The 15,431-nt window shown below is 53.6% G+C and carries 9 protein-coding genes; 5 read left to right on the top strand and 4 right to left on the bottom strand.

All coding sequences use genetic code 11. The features are described from left to right. Positions 1-74: 74 nt before the first annotated feature. Entirely contained in the window at positions 75-923 is an 849-nt protein-coding gene (locus AB1L42_RS12435; RefSeq protein ID WP_367055612.1) for a hypothetical protein, read from the bottom strand. Between the two features lie 213 nt (positions 924-1,136). Then, positions 1,137-1,832: a YceI family protein gene (locus tag AB1L42_RS12430; RefSeq protein ID WP_367055609.1), complete on the bottom strand. Its 696-nt coding sequence runs from the start codon at positions 1,830-1,832 to the stop codon at positions 1,137-1,139. 241 nt (positions 1,833-2,073) lie between these two features. On the opposite strand from AB1L42_RS12430, the gene AB1L42_RS12425 reads away from it, so the two are divergent. The 4 genes from AB1L42_RS12425 (at position 2,074) to AB1L42_RS12410 (ending at position 9,813) form a co-directional block, all read left to right on the top strand. Then, positions 2,074-3,999, top strand: a complete 1,926-nt coding sequence (locus tag AB1L42_RS12425) for a DUF1592 domain-containing protein (RefSeq protein ID WP_367055606.1) — start codon at positions 2,074-2,076, stop codon at positions 3,997-3,999. A 5-nt stretch (positions 4,000-4,004) separates the two neighbouring features. Beyond that, a complete protein-coding gene (locus AB1L42_RS12420; protein WP_367055602.1) occupies positions 4,005-5,360 on the top strand; it encodes a DUF1552 domain-containing protein in 1,356 nt (451 codons plus the stop codon). A 188-nt stretch (positions 5,361-5,548) separates the two neighbouring features. Further along, on the top strand, positions 5,549-7,909 hold the full coding sequence (locus AB1L42_RS12415) for a HEAT repeat domain-containing protein (RefSeq protein ID WP_367055599.1): 2,361 nt from the start codon (positions 5,549-5,551) through the stop codon (positions 7,907-7,909). Between the two features lie 107 nt (positions 7,910-8,016). Next, complete coding sequence (locus AB1L42_RS12410) at positions 8,017-9,813, top strand: VCBS repeat-containing protein (RefSeq protein WP_367055596.1); 1,797 nt, start codon at positions 8,017-8,019, stop codon at positions 9,811-9,813. Between the two features lie 68 nt (positions 9,814-9,881). On the opposite strand, the gene AB1L42_RS12405 is transcribed toward AB1L42_RS12410, so the two are convergent. After that, positions 9,882-12,947 carry a PVC-type heme-binding CxxCH protein gene (locus AB1L42_RS12405; RefSeq protein WP_367055592.1) on the bottom strand — a complete coding sequence of 1,022 codons (3,066 nt, stop codon included), beginning with the start codon at positions 12,945-12,947 and terminating at the stop codon, positions 9,882-9,884. 195 nt (positions 12,948-13,142) lie between these two features. On the opposite strand from AB1L42_RS12405, the gene AB1L42_RS12400 reads away from it, so the two are divergent. After that, on the top strand, positions 13,143-13,685 hold the full coding sequence (locus tag AB1L42_RS12400; protein ID WP_367055589.1) for a thioredoxin domain-containing protein: 543 nt from the start codon (positions 13,143-13,145) through the stop codon (positions 13,683-13,685). Positions 13,686-13,742: 57 nt separating this feature from the next. On the opposite strand, the gene AB1L42_RS12395 is transcribed toward AB1L42_RS12400, so the two are convergent. Then, entirely contained in the window at positions 13,743-15,431 is a 1,689-nt protein-coding gene (locus AB1L42_RS12395) for a hypothetical protein (RefSeq protein WP_367055586.1), read from the bottom strand.

Here is a 15,431-nt window from a genome sequence, read left to right as displayed (position 1 = left end):
AAACAGCACCGAGAAGAGTTGATCAGGATGCCCAAAGCACAAGGTACGCTGTGGGCTGTGATCCCGTTCGGGGGTTAGCTGGCAAACTCTGCGTAAAGGGCAATTCCGAGAGCAATCAAGCTGTAATGAATGGCGACCAGATAGCGGGTAATTGAGCCGCCGATGCCGCCCATCGATTTGAAGAATCCAAGCTGGCTTTCCCACATCCCAATCGGTGTGAGCGGAAGAATGTAGTACGCCCACTGTGGGATGTTGCTGAAGGAATTGGTCTGCCCGATCATCATCATTGCGAAGGCAAAGAAAATCACGGGAAACGCGAGACCCTCTTGTTCATTGGCTTTTGGATCGAGCAGGGCAGCGAGGAAAAGTCCAAAGCAGGCACCGGTCGCAGCACCTGTGATTTGTCCAAAGCCAATGCTTCCTGAAAGCACCATCATGACAGCCCCGATCGCCAGCATGCTGAAATAAGATCCGGTTAGCAGCGGGCCGGACAGTTGTTTCACGAGCGGACGACTCGCGAGGCTCACGATCGTAATCACAGCACTGCCGATCAATGCTGTGTACTGCCATGGAAGTGGCAGGCCCGGATAGTTGGGAAGTAGAAACCAGCAACCAATCAGCGAGACGACAGCATACATCAGGATGCGATCGACGATCGTGGAGCCAGTCGCCTCTGTCACGGCTGACGTCAGCCCCACAAGAATCATCGCGATCGGAAGCCAGTGAAAGTGGTAAGCCGGTGGAAATTGTCCCAGATTCAACAGCCAGTATCCCAGCTGAAACCCCAACACCAATCCGAACATCGGGACATAGCGACGGCCAGCATCCTCGGGCAACATGCGCCGCAACAGGACGAGCGACATCAGTGCTGCGAATGCAGGCAAAAGGAATCCGTAGCCAACGTCAGCAAGTGAAACCGGCACAGTCGCAGTCTTTCTGTTCAATCAACAATGAGGAAGTCGAGGTTGTCGGTCGAAGCGGCAATTGCCTCGGTCCGAATCATTTCAACAGTTAGCAGCTCGCCGCTCTCGTGACCCTTTGCTGCCGGGAGTCCTTGAACGAGCTTCAGGCGACCCAAAACTTGAGCAGGACTCGCGACGTGCAAAAGAACGCATCACCAGTGTGATGGAAGTGACTTACTTGGCGTTCACAGTGATGGTGATTGGAACTTCCTTGTCCACTTTCGTGGGATCAAAGTTGATTCCGAACTCGGTGCGGTCGATGGTGAATTCGGCGTTGACGGTCAGGCCGTCTTCGGTCTTCACTGTCGCAGGAAATGTCACCGACTTTGTCGTTTCGAGCAGCGTCAGATCACCTGTCATTTGGTGTTTGCCATCTTCACCATTTTCGATCGTGGTGGAGACAAATTGAGCAGCAGGGAACTGATTGACGTGGAAGAAGTCCGCGTTCTTCAGGTGATTGTCGAGCTTCTCGTTGCCTGTGGTGAGGGAAGCTGTCTTGATGTCGACTTGAATCGATTCCAGTTCGCCTTCTTTCACAACAGCATGACCAGCGAAGTCCTGGAATTTTCCATGGCGGGCTTCTGGGTCAGGTTTTTCTTCGACAACATGACTTCCGACGAACTCGATCGTCGTGTTCTCAGGAGTCAGTTCGATGGCTCCGGCTGGAACTCCGGTGTCGAGACTGGTCGAGTCGCCGAGGCTCACATCAGATCCTGGATCTGATGATTCAGTACCTGCCTCTGGAGCAGGGTTCACAGCTGGGTCATTGGCGGTCTGTTCGCCACAGCCGGAGGCTCCAATCACAGCCAGTGACAGGGTAAGGCAAGCAGCGAATTGGGGCAGGGAAGCAATCGAAGAGAAGCGAATCATTGGGTAGTCGTCCTGAAAGTGGGAGGAGAAACGAGTCCAAATTGACAGTTGCGGTGTTTCATAGAGCAGCTGTCCGATACTTATCCTCGACATGCTAACAACGCGAACAGAAGTCAACCACTCGACGCAACAACTCACGAAGATCGCCTCATCGTCATCGTGAGACCGGTTGAGAAAATTCGTTCCGAGATTGATGAATGCACTTTTGATTTCGGATAAGAACTCGTTATAATGTTTGGTGATGCCCTCCTTACTCTCCCGCCTACTGTTAGTCCTCCCCACCGGGTTTCTCCTCTTCCACTCGGTACCGGAAGTCTGTGCGCAAACTCCCTCAAGCAACTCGACTGAAGAGGTCGCTCCGGTTTCGGACGATCCCGACAAGTCGCATTTTGAGGAGCACGTTGCACCATTCCTGCGACAGTACTGCTGGGACTGTCATACAGAGGATTTCGCGGAATCGGGTGTGAAATTTGATCGCTTCACGAACTCTTCGAACATCCAGGAAGAAGTGGAATTCTGGGAGAAGGTCACTCGGTTGATTCGTCAGGGGCAAATGCCTCCATCCGACGCCGACCAGCCTTCCGGCGAAGAGTCGATCGAGATCCTGGCTGCTCTCGAAAGAGAATTAGCTTCTTACGATTGTGACAGCGAACGACACCCCGGGAAAGTGACGCTCAGACGTCTCAATCGTCCGGAGTACGACAATACAATCCGCGATTTGACCGGTCTCAACCTGAACCTCGCGGATTCATTTCCCGCGGATGATGTTGGAGCCGGTTTCGACAATATCGGCGACGTGCTGACGATCCCGCCGGTGCTGATGGAGAAGTATCTCGCTGCTGCTGAACAAGTCGCGGAGGCAGTCATCTCAGACGAAAACGTCCGCCAACGAGTCTTTCCACACGTCCCACAGAACGATGAAGAACGCGTCGAAGTGGCTCGTCGAAACATTGACGAATTCGCCTCACGGGCGTTCCGCCGTCCAATTGCCGAAGAAGAATCGCAGCGTCTGTTTGACCTGATGCGTTTTGCATGGGAAAACGACTACTCTGTCGAAGAGATTCAACAAGCTGTCATGACAGCTGTACTCGCGAACCCCAAGTTTCTCTTTCGTGCTGAAGGTGCGACCGAGGAACCGGGCAGCGACAAGATTCGCCATCTCGACAATTATGAATTGGCTTCGAGATTGTCCTACTTCCTCTGGAGTTCAATGCCGGACGAGGAGTTATTTGAACTTGCTCGACGCGGCGAGTTGAGTAATCCCGAGACGATACGTGCTCAAGCATTGAGAATGCTCAAAGACCCGAAAGCTTCAGCTCTCGTGGAAAACTTCGCCGGTCAATGGCTTCAGTTGCGAGATCTGGAACGTCTCAGCCCGGACCCGGAATTGTTCGCGACGTACGATGCGACCCTGCGAAATGCAATGAAACAGGAAACCGAGATCTTCTTCGAGAAGATGATCACCGAAGACCGAAACATCGTCGAGTTCCTGACCGCTGACTACACCTATGTGAACGACCGGTTAGCCGAGCATTACGGAATTCCCGGGATCTCCGGTTCGGAATTCCAACAAGTTTCGCTACCTCAAGGGCGTCGTGGGGTTTTAACTCACGCCAGTATTTTGTTGTTGACCTCGAATCCAACCCGAACATCTCCGGTTAAACGCGGAAAGTGGGTTCTCGACAATATCCTCGCAGAGCCACCTCCACCACCGCCGCCGAATGTCCCGGAACTTGAGGAAGGTGGCGACGTCTTGGGAACTCTCCGCGAACAGATGGAACAGCATCGGGCCAACCCCGCCTGTGCGGTTTGCCATGTGAAAATGGATGCCATCGGATTCGGAATGGAGAATTTTGACGCCATCGGCGCCTGGAGAGATCGTGACGGTCGTTTCGACATCGACGCGTCAGGTGTCCTTCCCGGCGGTCAGGACTTCAAGGGGGCTGATGAACTGATGCAGATTCTTGCCGAAGAACAAAGTGATGCGTTTTGTTTGTGTCTCACACGCAAACTGTTGACGTATGCGATCGGACGGGAATTGGAATCGTTCGACCGATGTGCGGTCAACGAAATTGTCGCAGAGCTTGAGCAGAACAACTATCGATTTTCAGCACTTATTACAGCGATTGTGACAAGTGATCCGTTTCTACTGAGCGAAGTGAGGTGATCAAGATGACGATTGCGAATATACCTCTCTCACGACGTGCCGCCCTGCGCGGCTTGGGCGTGTCATTGACACTTCCGTTTCTCGAATCTGTCGCTCCCCGCGTGGCGATGGCGGGTAGCCAGATTGCGAAACAGCCAGTTCGCATGGCGTACATTTTTGTTCCGAATGGCGTTCATCTTGCCGACTGGACTCCTCAGGAGTTCGGATACGGTTACGACCTGCCGCACATCCTGCAGCCACTTTCACGAGTCCGCGATGACATGCTGGTCATCAGTGGTTTGACTCACGATAAAGGTCGCGCCAACGGAGACGGTCCCGGAGACCATGCTCGCAGTGCATCGGTGTTCCTGACCGGAGCGCAACCTCGCAAGACTGATGGATCAAACATCCGCTCTGGTGTCTCGGTCGATCAAGTCGCAGCCAATCTTTCGCGTGGAACGACTCGTTTCGCATCCCTCGAACTCGGTTGCGAACCGGGACGAACAGCTGGCAACTGCGACTCTGGTTACAGCTGCGCGTATTCGTCCAGCATCTCATGGTCGTCTTCATCGACTCCATTGGGCAAAGAGACCAACCCTCGCTCCGCGTTCGAACGGTTGTTCAGTCAGGGAAGCAGCTCTGAGGTCGACAAGAGCCAGAAGAAGCGAGAACAGCTTCGAAAGAGCATTCTCGACTTCGTGAGCGACGATGCGAAACGGCTTCAAAACCGACTCGGTCGTGATGACCAGAAGAAGTTGGATGAATACCTCACAGGCGTTCGCGAAATTGAAAGACGAATCGAACGAGCCAACGAAGATCGCAGCTCAATTGTCGACATTGACTATCCAATTCCGGAAGGAGTTCCAGGCGATTACACGGAACATCTGAGGCTCATGAGCGACATGATGGTCCTCGCCTTCCAGACGGATTCGACACGCATCGCGACCTGCATGTTCGCTGATGCGGGAAGTAATCGAAGCTATCGTCATATCAATGTCAATGACGGCCATCACGATCTTTCGCACCATCAAAGTAAGCCTGAGAAGCTGGCCAAGATTAGCGAGATCAATCGCTTCCACGTCGCGCAACTGGCTTACTTCCTCGAGAAGATGAAAGCGACTCCTGACGGAGACTCCAACCTGCTCGACAACACAATGGTTTGCTACGGATCTGGTTTGAGTGATGGCGATCGTCACAACAACGAAAACCTTCCCGTGATCCTCGCAGGTCGAGCCGGAGGCACCATCGACACCGGCCGACATCTGGCCGTTCCGACAGAAACTCCGATGTGCAATCTGTTCATGTCGATGCTCGATCGGTTTGGAACCCCGGTTGATTTCGTCGGTGACAGCACCGGCAGAATTCCCGGTCTACAAATCTGAGTGAACGCCGTTGTCACTTCTCGCGATCAAGCTCGATTCGTGAGAAGCAGACCTGTTCGCGGATGGTGACACTCAGTCGATGACATCTGAGTGTCAATTGAGACTCTGTAGAAGTTGGTACTGAAGATAATGACACTTTGAAATGGTTCGAGATCCTGCATTGCTGGTCGAATCAGGGGACTTGTTCAATGCGTGTGGCATCCACGAGATCAATCTGGTCAGTCGTCTTTTTCCTCGTCGCAATCTTCTCGGTCTGTCAGACTGAACTCGTCGCTCAATCGGATGGGCCGACTGTCGCTGAACTTTCAGAGACCCTTCAAACAGGTGAGTTGGAGGAGCGTCGCGATGCAGCCTACGCTCTGGCTGCACTCGGACCCGATGCAGAGCCGGCACTCGAAGCACTCATCTCAGGCCTCAGTGATAAAGATCAACAGGTCTGGACTCAGTCAGCCATGGCAATTGCACGTATCGGGCCTCGTGCCGAGTCAGCGATTCCCACATTGATTGAGAATCTGGACCGCTACGAGGATCAGGTTCGCTATCGTGCTGCCTGGGTCCTAGGTCAGATTGGAAGCAAAGCAGTCGAGCCACTCATTGCGACGACTCGCGGCTATCAGGATCGGGCCCGTGGAGCGGCGGCCGACGCTTTAGGGTGGATTCCAGATTCGGCTTCGACGTCAATTCCCGTCCTGGAAGCATTGTTAAGCGATAACTCAGCGACAGTGCGTGAAAGAACCACTGTCGCACTCGCTCGACTTGGCGGAGTTGCTGAGAAATCGCTCGCTGTCGCACTTCAGAATGATCGCGAAGACGTGCGGATGCTCGCTGCACAAGGTCTTACAACCTTCCCCGTGACCGATCCGAGCGCGATTGAAGGTCTGCAAAAGATTCTGAGCGACGAGAACGAGAGCACTCGGGCAGCTGCGATTCTTGCATTATCGGGGAGCAGCCTCGATCAGGATGAGCTTAGGCCGCTCGTGTTCCGATATCTCGCTGACCCCAGCTCTCAAGTTCGGGGAAATGCCGTCCTCGCGTTGATGAAGCTCGAAGACGAAATGGATTCCGTTCTCGGCGAACTGACGAGCATGCTCAGCAGTGAAGACATTCAGAAGCGATCCTCAGCTGCATTCGCCATCGGAATGTTGGGTTCGACAGCCGCAGACACCATTCCAGCTTTGATTGCTTCTTTGAAGACAGAAGGCTCAGATGAAGAAGTTGTCCGAGCACTCAGCCGAATCGGGATTCAGGCAGTTGAACCGATTCTCGCAGCATTTGAAGACCCTGACCAATCTCGACAGTCGCTGGCACTGGCACTCGCTGGCATCGGACCGACAGCCTACCCTGCGCTCGTTGAGTCACTCGACAGTTCAGAAGCCTATTTGAGAGCAGCCGCAGCTCGTGCGATCGGAAACCTTGAGGTGACTCCTCCTTCAGCTGTGCCTGGGTTACAGCGTGGCCTTGAAGACGAGAATGCTTCCGTGCGAGCAGCTTCTGCCAGAGCGATTGGAAACCTCTCTCAGCTAAATGAGGAAACAACACAGTCCCTCTTAGCGTTGAGGAGCGACCCCGATCCGGAAGTGCGTGCGACAGTGCTTTCCGTCCTCGGCGGATTGGGTTTGCCTGAGAACAAATTCCAGGAAATCGTCCGAGAAGGTCTCGCAGATGATTCAGGAATGGTTCGACAGAGCGCATTGAAAACGGTTGCTGGGCATCCAGAGGTTTGCGTTCCGCTACTTGAGACCGTGACGTCTTCGTTGAGTGACAATGACGAAAGTGTTGTGATTACAGCTTGCCATGCCCTGGAAGCCTTCAAGGAAAGAGCAGCGACAGCTGTGCCAGCTTTGCGAGAACGGCTGCACACCGAGAATCGCGAGATGACTTTAGCTGTCATTTCTGCAATCGAAGCGATTGCTGTCGCTGATAATGAGACTGTGCAACAACTCTCATTGCTTCTCGAAAAAGAAGGCGACGATGTGGAACTCCTGGCCAAAGTCCTGGATGCTTTGTCCACGATGAAGACTCTCGCTGCTGAGAGTTCGCCATCGGTCTTTCGGCTTCTCGATCGAAACAATGAAGATCTGAGGGCCAGTGCTGTCAGGTGTCTGGCTTCGATTGAGCCGGATCGGTCACGGACGATTCCTGTATTCATTGAGGCACTCCGCGACGAGAGTTGGCTAGTCCGACGTGATTCGTCCGAAGCTCTGGGAGAAATGGGTCCCGACGCGAAAGCAGCTGTTCCGGTTCTGTTCGCAATGCTCGACAGCGATGAAGACGAAAACATGGCTCGTGATGCCCTGCGTGCCATCGATGCTGCCGGTCCCGAATCAGTTGCGCTGTTGATCGAAGGTTTGGATTCTGAGAATTACCGCAAGCGCTATTACGCACTCTTCCTGCTCGGTAAGGCTGGCCCGGATGCTCGTGAAGCTCTTCCGAAGTTGCGTCAGCTGTTGGAAGAAACAGAAAGCAGGCGTTATCGTGATTCTATCGAGCGTGCCATCGACGCGATCGACGTTTCAACCGTTGATGAAGAGGAAAGTCCAACCGGGTAGACTGATTCCACGCGGTTATTGTCCTCTGCGGCTCGTTGATGACAAATTCAAGTTCGTCTCCATCAAAAGGTGGTCGCGAATCACTCACCTTGTACGGGGAGACGAGAATGCAGAACTGGGCAGCGGGGGCTTCGATTCTGTCAGCAGTGATTGTGTTGGTCGGTCAATGTTCGGGCCAAGAGCAGCAATCTAAGGACTATGTGCTTCATCGCTTTGAAGAGATTCCTCTGACTTCGGAATACTTCTCCGAAGGAGTTGGCGTCGGCGACATCAACGGTGACGACATTGACGATGTCGTGTACGGTCCACTCTGGTTCGCCGGTCCCGACTTTCAGGTTTCGAATGAACTTGCCCAACCTGTTCCACAAGACCGTAAACGCTACGCCGATCGTTTCTTTAGCTGGGTCTACGACTTCGACAGTGACGGCTGGAACGATGTTTTAACTGTAGGGTTTCCAGGAACGCCTGCTTACGTCTATCAGAATCCCGGAGCTTCCGGGTTGGACGAGCACTGGAAACGGCATGAAGTCTTTGACTGGGTTTCGAACGAGTCTCCACAGTTCGTAGATATCGTTGGAGATTCCCGACCAGAGTTAGTCTGCACGCGAGCCGGGCACTTTGGTTTTGTTTCCGTGAACTGGGAAGAACCATTTGGCTCGTGGACGTTTCATTCCGTTTCCGAAAAAGTGGCGGCCGAGAGATTCGGGCACGGACTTGGAATTGGAGATGTCAACGGGGATGGACTTAAAGACATTCTTCACGCTTCAGGATGGCTTGAGCAGCCAGCGACCGAAGCGACTCGCTCACGCTGGCAACCGCACAGCGTCTCCTTCAGCAATGCTTATGGAGGGGCTGAGATGTACGCTGTCGATGTCGATGGCGACGGAGACAACGATATCGTCACCAGCCATGCTGCTCACGACTTCGGGCTGGGATGGTATGAACAGATCTCTGAAAACGGAGAAACTCGTTTCAAGCACCATCTGATTATGGGAGCACATCCCGCTGAGAATACGTTTGGACTCGTCTTCAGCGAGCCGCATTCGGTCGCGATGCGAGACATTAACGGAGACGGGCTTGAAGACATCATCACCGGAAAAACGTTCTACTCTCATCATGAACAAAGTCCGATGTGGGATGCCGGAGCTGTTGTCTACTGGTTTGAATGTGCGAGAACCGATCATGGCGTGGAGTGGATTCCACACCTGGCAGCCCAAGAGACCGGAATCGGTCGTCAGGTGGTTGTGCGAGATGTGAACAATGATGGTTCCCCAGACATCATCGTCGGGGGAATGAAGGGGGCTCATGTGCTCCTGCATGATGTTCAACCAGTCTCTGAAAGCGTCTGGAAAGAGTCGCAACCTGAGCGCTACGCCGGCCCGAGACTCCCAGAACTCGACTTCGACGTTATTTCCAAACGTGGACCGAAGGCCAAGTTGTCTGGAGCCGAGAAGCGAGCAGAGTTGAGCCTTGAGGCCGAAGCATTGGCCTGGACCGCATCGCGCGGAGGCGTTCGAACTCAGCCAATGGAAAACTTTCAGCAAGACCATTGGAGTGGAGGTGTTCAAGCATTCTGGACCGGTGGCGGACCTGGAGACACGCTCACGATTCCGGTTGATCAACCACCGGGACGTTATCGTTTGGAGGTTGTCTTTACGTGCGCTCCCGATTACGGCGTGGTCGATGTTCTATTCAACGGGGAATCGCTTGGGCATCCCGTTGACCTTTACGAGAAGACAGTGAAAACGTCCGGCGTTCTGGAAGTCTTTGAGTGCGAAGTGACCGGTGACGATCAACTCTCAATCCGCGTCGTTGGAACCAATCCCCGCGCCAAACCTGCTTACTACGTCGGGATCGATTTTCTCCGCTGGACGAAACTCAGTGACGACTCCGCTGCTGACTGAGTTGATGTGCTTGGTCCAAGCATGCGGAAAGTGAAAGTCCGAGACGATGGCAGTCGCATGAATACTCGTTATGGAAGAGCGACCTGGCTGGTGGACATCAGGTAGCCGAAAAGATTGATGATTTCCTCTTCGGTCATCTTGTCGAGTTGTCGTTCGGGCATCATCGAAAGTGAAGAGTTTCGACGTGCGTCGATGTCTTCTGTGAGGAGTGTCATTAGTTCGTTCGGAGTTTGAACTTTGATCGTTTCCCCTGACTCTTCGATGACGACTCCACTGACAACGCGTCCATCGGCCAAAGCGATGATCGACATTCGAAACTTTTCAGCCACCTCTGCACTCGGGTCGACAATGTTTCCGATCAGGTAGTTGAGGTTGGATCGCTGTGATCCAGTCAGCTCGGGCCCCAGCGTTCCGCCGTCTCCATAAAGCTTGTGACAACTTGAACAGGTCTTTGCAAAGATCGCACGGCCAGCTTGCAGGTCCGCAGTTTTCAGGCGATCAGAAGTCAGCAGCGATCGAAGCTGATTGGCTCTCTCTTCTTTCTCCTGCGAAGTGTGTCTCCATTCCGGATACAGTTTTTGAAGCAGCGACTGAATTTGCTCATCTTCGAAGGCGCGTAGCTGACGCAGGTAAAACGGAGTCACAGCTGTCGGTTGGATTGTCCCCTCGTTGACTGCATTGAGCATGGCGATGGCGAAATCTGCCCGCGACGAAAGAGTTTCGATGGCGACAGGTTGAACGTGTCCTCGCAGCGAACGGAAACGACTGATGATGAGATGGGAAGTTTCCTCGTCACCAATAACGGCCAGCCCGCGGATCGCGTCCACTCCCAGGTCTCGATCTGTGACAAGTTGCTTGAGTAGCGGGACCGATTCCTGATCTCTTGCGGCGACGAGAGATTGAATCGCATTTCTTCGAATCGAAACATCCGACCGAGAATCACCCGCGATTTTTCTGACGTCATCAAGTGCTTGACCGTCTCCGAAAATCACCGACAGCTGTCGCGTCGTTTCGGTGATTGATGCGGACTGACGATTCGCAAGATTCTCGGCAACCTGTGCCCAGTTCGAAGGCGGCTCCATACGGCGTCGACCTTCTAGCGCAGCTTGAACTCCGATCAGAATCTGTTCCGTAATCGCATCGTCTGCTTGGCCAGCGAGCGCGATTAACTCTTTCATCGCTGCCGGGTGCTGTCTTGATTCGTTGGTAATTCGACGTGCGATGAATGCATTCAGTTCTGGATACTCGGAAACAGAAATCAGCGCAAGTGAATCTTCCGGGTAAGCTGCCACTGCGGGTTCGATGCCGTACCAGATCATCAAAGGGAGTCGCAGGTCGTCGCGAAATTCTTGTCTCTGCACAAGTTCCGCCCCGATTGCGAGTCGTTTCTGGTCAGGGACTTCTTGCAACAGTGAGGCAATGTACGTTAACACCAGACCGGATGAGTCTTCTTGTGCCATTTGCAGGACCGTATCTTGCGTCTGTTCGGTCCAGTGGGATGGGTCGATCATCAGCTGATCACGCAACAGTCGAAGCCCCCAGCACCGAACGTTCTCTTGCTGGTCGTTCATTAGTGACAAGATCAAGTCAGAATCGACAGCGTCGATCGCGAGCAAACCCCAGAGTGCTTTCAAGCGAGTCGATGCTTCTTCGTTGCTGCGAAGTACCTGTTTCAGTTCGCTCACGAATTCACCACTTGGGGGATTCGTGCGAGAGCTTTCCTGAAGTCGCCGACGAGCCATGCGATGATGCCAGCTGTCATCGGAGAGCAGGGCAGTTTGAATTTGATCCTGATCGTCGAAGTTCAGTTTCAACGTCTTCGAAGAGTCCGGGCTTCCGTAAGAGACTTTGTAGATTCGCCCGGACGTCCGGTGAATGCCATCGTTGTCGTGACACTCACCGATGTCTGACCAGTCGAGAATGTAAACGGCTCCATCGGGACCTTGCCCCAATTCGACACCGCGATACCACTGGTCCTTGGTCTTCGCCAGATCGGGTGCGTGGCGGCCGACAAATCCTGCTCCCTCACGTTCGAGAAGGTCGCGATTAATTCGCAGCCCGTGCAGATTCAATGTGAACAAGTCTCCGCGATACTCTTCAGGCCAGTTCGTGCCTTGATAAATCATCATGCCGCAGTGTGCGTGTCCGCCTCCCGCTGCGTCGGTTGTGTTGGTGACGCCAGTTTTTCGGATATCGGACCATGCTTCGGAAGTGTCCCAGTGAAAGTGATCCGCTGTTTGTGGCATCAGTCGGTAGAGATGCGGATTGAAATCCTGACCGAACATTCGTTCGAAGTGTGCTCCGGGAACCCCGTGCCACAGGTGTCCGATGACGGTGTTGATGAAAAAGAGTTCGCCGTGTTCATCCCAATCGTGCCCCCACGAGTTTGTTGTCCCATGGCAAACGACTTCGAACTGTCGCGTGATTGGATGGAATCGCCAGATCGAACAGTTCAGTGGCTGTCGAAGTTCTTCCGGTGTCTCTGGCGTTCCTACAAATGAAGTGGTCGTGATTCCGTGCCGTCCGTAGAGCCAACCGTCTGGACCCCAGTGAAGGCCGTTGGCGATGTTGTGACGGATCGATGCGTTATCGAACCCCGTCAGCATGACTTCCGGCTCACCGTCGGGGATGTCGTTCTGATCACGATCAGGAATGAACAGAAGGTCAGGAGCACAGAGCACCCACACACCGCCGAACCCTAGTTCGACGCTAGTCAAATGCTGGCCTTTGTCCCAGAAGACATGCTTCTCGTCGGCAGTACCATCATGGTTCGTGTCTTCCAGGATGATGACTCGGTCGTGCTGTTGTAGGTCATATCCGACAGACTGGTCGGAATAGGTGTCGTTTTCCGCGAGCCACAGCCGTCCTCGGGAATCAAACGTCATCGAAATTGGTTGTCGAATTTGAGGTTCGGAAGCGAAGAGTGAAACGTGGAAACCTTCGGGCCAATTCCAGGCTTCGAGTGCTTGTTGCGGAGATAGCAGTGGAATGGTTTCCTCCTGAGTATTCTTCACCTCAGGCGGGTTGGCGGTGCACGATTGCAGTCCAATCCATGCCAGAGCGAGGAAAGCACAGAACGAACGTTTTAGAGAGGAGGAAACGGAAGGAGTGTGGCGGGGTGAAACACAAGTCATGTCTGATCCTGGTGGGGCTGAACTTTTCAGAATCTGTTTATATGACTCACAGCTCAACCATGCTACCGAAACGGCAATTTCTCAAACCTGCAATGTTGCCTGTCTGCTCTGACGGGTACAATTCAGAACTGGTCCGGCTTTGTCATCAGTAAGTTGGACATCGCTCGAGTCATCATCTCAACGAGACGAGTTTTCATGGAACGTTTTTTCCTTTTTCTGGCGACATTGTTCGTGGTCAGTTTTCTGGTGTACGGGGTTTTTATCTCTCCCGAAGCTGGTCAGCTGCAACCCGATGTGGAACTCATGCAGCGGCTCCCCAAGTCGGAACCAGACAACGAGTGGTTCAAGGAGACTGTCCTGTCGAGTTCGATACCAGTTCTCGTCGACTTCAAGGCGGACTGGTGCGGTCCATGCCGAGCACTGCACAAAGTGATCGATGAAGTTTCGAAGACTTATGCTGGTGAAATTCGCATCGTTCAGGTGGACGTCGATGAGCACAACGACCTGGCCTACTTTTATCACGCGGATGCCATCCCGATGGTGCTGATGTTTCGCGACGGGAAACCGGTCGATGGATTTCGCGGGTTGGTTTCAGCGAAAGAGCTCGACGGCTTCGTTCGCAGGAACTTGAGTGCACCGGAAGCGAGTGACTCGGCAGAAGCTTCAGGGACGGTTCGTCCGGAAGAAGTTGAATCGCCTGAGACTGTCGAAGTCTCAGCTGATGAGGCATCCATCTGAGACGAATCGAATCCATCCGAGTTCGATTCGTCTGTTGAACTGAAGAGTCGGGATCGGTTAACCGAGTGATGCGTCCAGCTTCTCGAACTGGCGCGCTGCCAACTTGGTCAGGATGAATCCGCAGAGGGCGATGGAAATCCAGACACCAACGCCGAAGATGATGCGTTGATTTCCGAGAGTGCTATGAACATCGGCAAGCTGCGAGGCTATTCTGCCGGAGAGCATGGCCCACCCGAACATCAGAGCGAAGACACAGGCGAACGCCAAACCCTTCGCAGTGAAGATCACAGTCGTCCGCAGGAAGACTTCGATTCCCTCTTGCTTCAGTCGCTGAGGGAAGATGAGAAAGATGAGGTTCTCCCAGCTGTAGATGGCCAGGTTCATTACCGGAAATGACAGGACCGAAGCGAGAATCAATCCCGGCGACATTCCTCGAACGAGGGCTGCGATGGCAATCATCGCCAGTTGAAAGCCGGTCGTGACGAGGACTGGCGTGGCAATTTGACTGAGCACGACCTTCCAGGCGGGCTGCGGGAGCATCTTCAAAAGCAAGAGATAGTCATAGTCTCTTCGGAAGTCGAACTTCATCGCGGATGGAAGCAGCAGGAACGTGTAGAACGTCAGTCCTCCCAGGAAGTTGACGATCGCGATCTGGTCGTTGATCTGCGGCATGAACAACGGAATCGATGAGAGAATCGCTGGCGGAATAAGTGCGAGCAGGATTCCGGTCGAGTGCCGCTGTAATCCAACAAATTGCCGCCAGGTGACCGCACCGCCGAGTTGCTGAAAGACCGTCGCGGGCAGCTTCCAGTCGTTGAGGTCATCACTTTGCGATTCGGCTCTTTGCAATTCATCGAAGTTGCGAAGGTCCTTCTCCCGTCGAACGTGCTGCTGTACGTTCCACTTGTCGAGCCGGATCACGAGTCCGGCCATCGCTGTAACCATTAAAAGGACGGTGACGACTTCAATGGCGGTGGCTGCGGTGAGGGTTGGTGTCAGAATCAACTGGACGAAGACCAGCATCGGAGCTGAAGCAATCAGGCCGGGCGTTGTCGTGAACCAGTCCTTCACAACGTGCATTCCGCTCTTCATCAGAATGATGAATGTGGGAAGCTCGGAAGTGCTCTGAGTAATGCGAGTCAATTCCAACGCGTTGATCGTCAAGACTGAAAGTAATGCTGCTCCGCCGACAGTGATGAACGCGCGCATCGATCGGTAAGCGTCGGGATTAAGACCGGTCGCTACCAGATCACAAACAATGCGGAACAGTTCGATCATTGCGAGACCGGTCCACAGCCCGAGAAATCCGAGCCACGGAATCGGCAAGTCCGGCAATAGCAGGATAGCTCCAATCGCTGCTTTGATTGTGGTCGCACTCAGCACGGTGAACAGGCGAAACTTCAGGAGCTCACTGCGTCGAAACGGGCTGGTCATGAGCCACATTTTTTCGGCGGGAGTCCATTCGATAGCTGCTTCCGGGCGTTGCCAGCTGACGCGTAGCAGATGCCAACCCGCGTAGATCGTCAGCATCGCCGTCATCCAAATCTGAAAAGACTTTGGATCGTAGCTTTCACGGAACAGGACGCTCGCGATGGCATTTCCCAGCCAGACGAAGGCCAGGACTGACCCCAAAATCGAGATCACCAGCCGCCGTGGATGAGTGAACGATGAGAGTAACGAACGAATTCGTCCTGTGGTCCGAAACTGAACCAACTCCCAAAGCGATGGATTGAGAAAAGGCTGCAT

The sequence above is a fragment of the Thalassoglobus sp. JC818 genome (assembly GCF_040717535.1).
In the GTDB taxonomy this organism is placed as follows: Bacteria; Planctomycetota; Planctomycetia; order Planctomycetales; family Planctomycetaceae; genus Thalassoglobus.
Note: the sequence above shows the minus strand (reverse complement) of the source record. Positions and strands in the feature narration are given on the sequence as shown.

Bases quoted from the DNA above. Each gene is read 5' to 3' on its own strand.
- AB1L42_RS12400 (WP_367055589.1), top strand. From the start codon at position 13,143: ATGGAACGTTTTTTCCTTTTTCTGGCGACATTGTTCGTGGTCAGTTTT.
- AB1L42_RS12405 (WP_367055592.1), bottom strand. From the start codon at position 12,947: ATGACTTGTGTTTCACCCCGCCACACTCCTTCCGTTTCCTCCTCTCTA.
- AB1L42_RS12430 (WP_367055609.1), bottom strand. From the start codon at position 1,832: ATGATTCGCTTCTCTTCGATTGCTTCCCTGCCCCAATTCGCTGCTTGC.
- AB1L42_RS12395 (WP_367055586.1), bottom strand. From the start codon at position 15,431: ATGCAGCCTTTTCTCAATCCATCGCTTTGGGAGTTGGTTCAGTTTCGG.
- AB1L42_RS12425 (WP_367055606.1), top strand. From the start codon at position 2,074: ATGCCCTCCTTACTCTCCCGCCTACTGTTAGTCCTCCCCACCGGGTTT.
- AB1L42_RS12420 (WP_367055602.1), top strand. From the start codon at position 4,005: ATGACGATTGCGAATATACCTCTCTCACGACGTGCCGCCCTGCGCGGC.
- AB1L42_RS12415 (WP_367055599.1), top strand. From the start codon at position 5,549: ATGCGTGTGGCATCCACGAGATCAATCTGGTCAGTCGTCTTTTTCCTC.
- AB1L42_RS12410 (WP_367055596.1), top strand. From the start codon at position 8,017: ATGCAGAACTGGGCAGCGGGGGCTTCGATTCTGTCAGCAGTGATTGTG.